Raw genomic sequence first — 2915 nt, forward strand, 5'->3', positions numbered from 1 at the left:
CGCGTGGTCTTCCCGCAGCGAGGAAAAACCGCGCTGGCGCGGCCGCGCGCGGTCGGTGGGGAGATCCAGAGAAGGCGCCCCGCTGGCGAACCGTTCCACCCAGTAGTGTTCTTCGGCTGGATCGGCGCCCGATGCCTGGGCGCGCGCAAAATCGCTGAAGGCCTCGGCATCACCGGGCGATGGCGCCTGGCCCGTGGCCTCGGCGTACAAGGCGGCCAGGTCGTTCACCACGACGCCGAACGACCAGCCATCGCAGATCACGTGGTGGGCGGTGAGCACCAGCACATGCTCTTCGGTGGCCAGCCGGAGCAACTGCGCGCGCAGCAGCGGCCCGTGTTCCAGATCGAAAGGAACGGTGACCACGCGGGCCAGTACCGACTTGACCTCCGCTTCGCGGGCGGCTTCGTCCAGGTTCGAGAGGTCATCCAGCGGGCATGCCAGGCTGAGCGCATCGACGATAAGCATCTCCTGCCCGTCCGCGCTGATGGTGGCGCGCAACGATTCGTGGCGGTCGACCAGGCGTTGCAACGCGGCCTGCAGCGCGGCAATGTCCAGCGCACCGCGCAGGCGCAGCGACACCGCTTCGTTGTAGGCCAGCGATGCCTCCGGTTCCAGGGAGGCCGCCAGCCAGATCTCACGCTGTGGCGCCGTGGTGGGCGCGACCTTCGAAAGCGCTGCCTGGGCGAACGGGTCGTACTCGACTGCCGTGGTGGCGATGATGTCCTGCGCACTCATGCACTCACCCTCATGTACTTGCCCGGCGCCTCGGGGTTGGGCACGAACCAGGCGGGATTACCCTTCTCGTCCTTGCCCAGCCGGGCGCCGGCGACGGGCGGGTTGTCGGCGTCGAGCGAACGCACGTCGATGCGCCGCGGCAGGAATTCAGCCTCCTGCAGTTCCAGCACCGATTCGCGGAAGGCCGTGGCGATGGTGGCGAAGTCGCTTGCCGAATGCGCGGTGGTGAAGAAGCAGGGGAAGTTGTCCAGCACGTGGATCCCGCGGCTGCGCATCATGGCGAACAGCAGATCCTGCAGTGGGTGTTCCTCCATGAAATTCACCTTCCACACCGAGGCGAAATGGGTGAGCTTGATCGGTGCGCCCACAGCGGTGCAGAAGGCGTTGAGTTCGTCGATCATCTCCGTGGTGCGGGCGTTCAAACCCTTTTGCAGCTCGCCACCTTCGTGGGCCAGGTGGGTGAGCACGGCGTGGGCCGCGGCCAGGGCCAGCGGATGGCGTACGAAGGTGCCGGCGAAGTAGGTCACGCCGACGGTCGGAATCGAGGCGTCGCCAAATTGCCAGCCACCGCCGTCCAGTGCATCCATGAACTTGCGTTTGCCGGCGATCACGCCGATCGGGAAGCCACCGCCGACGACTTTGCCGTAGGAAGCAAGGTCCGCATCGATACCCAGCACCGCCTGCGCGCCGCGCGGGTGCGAGCGGAAGCCCGTCACCACTTCGTCGAAGATCAGCAGTGCACCGGCGTCGGCGGTAATGGCGCGAAGTTCCTGCAGGAATTCCCGCGGCTGGAAATCGGGACGGCGGCTTTGCACCGGTTCCACCAGTACGGCGGCGATGGTGGAGGCCCGCTCGCGGATGATCGCCAGCGACTCCGGCGTGCCGTAGTCGAGCACCAGCACGTTCTCGGAGGTGTTCTTCAGGATACCCGGCGCTGCCGGTACCGAGCGAAGCTTCTTGGTGCCGCGCACGATCACTTCGTCGAAGATGCCGTGGTAGGAGCCGGTGAAAATCACCAGCGTGTCGCGGCCTGTAACGGTACGGGCAATACGGACGGTGCCCATCACCGCTTCCGAACCGGTATTGCAAAGTGCCGCACGGTCGAAGCCGGTGAGCTCGCACACTTGCTTGGCCACCACGCCGGCCAACGGATGCTGCGGGCCGATCTCGTAGCCTTCGTCCAGCTGCTTGCGTACCGCGTCGAGCACGAAGTCCGGCTGCCAGCCGAACAGGTTCATGCCGAAGCCGTTCAGTGCATCGACGTATTCATTGCCGTCCAGGTCCCACACCCGCGAGCCTTTGGATTTGCCTACCACCACCTGATAGATGATTTCCTTCAGCAAGGGACGGAAGCCGTTGACCACCCGCGGATCGGCCAGGTGGCCGCGATGCTCCTGGGTATAGGCCTTGGATGCCTTGGTGCGTTCGATGTAACGGCGGGTGAAAGCTTCCAGGCGTGCGCGCTGGCGCGCGGTGAGGTCGGTGTGGCCGGAGTGGATACGGGCGATGGCACCAAAGGCCTTCTTGACGTCGTAGCTGGTGTGGGCGAGCGCGGTTTCCTCGTCCTGGCCGTCGTTGGCGGCGGGGGGAGCGGCGTTGACGACCGGAGCCGAAGCGCCACCTGTCGTGGCCGTGGCGGTGGCCTGCACGGGTACTGCGGCGACCGGCGCTGCCGCAGCGATTGGCGGGGCCGCCATCGGTGCGCCGGAGAGCAGGGCCAGTTGCTGCTGCATGATGGCCATCTGCTGGGCAATCACGTCCTGCACCAGGTTGCCGCTGGCCACCATCGGCATGGACGCTTGGGCCATCGGCATGGCGACCGGCGCCGGCGCACTGGCGGTGCTTGCGGGGCTCGTCGCTGCCGCCAGGGCAGGCGCGGCTTCCGGTGGCAACAGGCGGTCGATGTGCTTGGCCAGGCTGTCGAAGCTCGGGCACGATTCCATCAGTTCGCGAAAGGTGATCTTCAGCGCGAAGGTCTTCTGCAGTTGCAGTGCCACCTGTGTCAGGGACAGTGAATCGAGCCCCAGTTCCATGAAAGTCGATGTCGGGTCCACGTCGTCCATGTCGGCGCCGGAGACGTCCTCGAACAAGGCGGTGAGCTGGCCGATGAGGCGGCTGGCGCGACCGGATGAAGTGTTCGGCTGGGAATTCTGGACGGGCATGACGGGCTCCGGAAGGGT

At 66.1% G+C, this 2915-nt stretch carries 2 protein-coding genes; both read right to left on the reverse strand.

What is annotated here, in order from left to right:
- Nucleotides 1–735: condensation domain-containing protein (locus VK519_RS04650; protein ID WP_324347965.1), on the reverse strand; the 735-nt coding region annotated here is incomplete at its 3' end.
- A partial coding sequence (locus VK519_RS04655) for an aminotransferase class III-fold pyridoxal phosphate-dependent enzyme (protein ID WP_324347966.1) occupies nt 732–2915 on the reverse strand: 2184 nt, incomplete at its 5' end. The genes VK519_RS04650 and VK519_RS04655, both read right to left, overlap by 4 nt.

Origin of the sequence: Pinirhizobacter sp. (assembly GCF_035317885.1) — a bacterium.
In the GTDB taxonomy this organism is placed as follows: Bacteria; Pseudomonadota; Gammaproteobacteria; order Xanthomonadales; family Rhodanobacteraceae; genus Pinirhizobacter.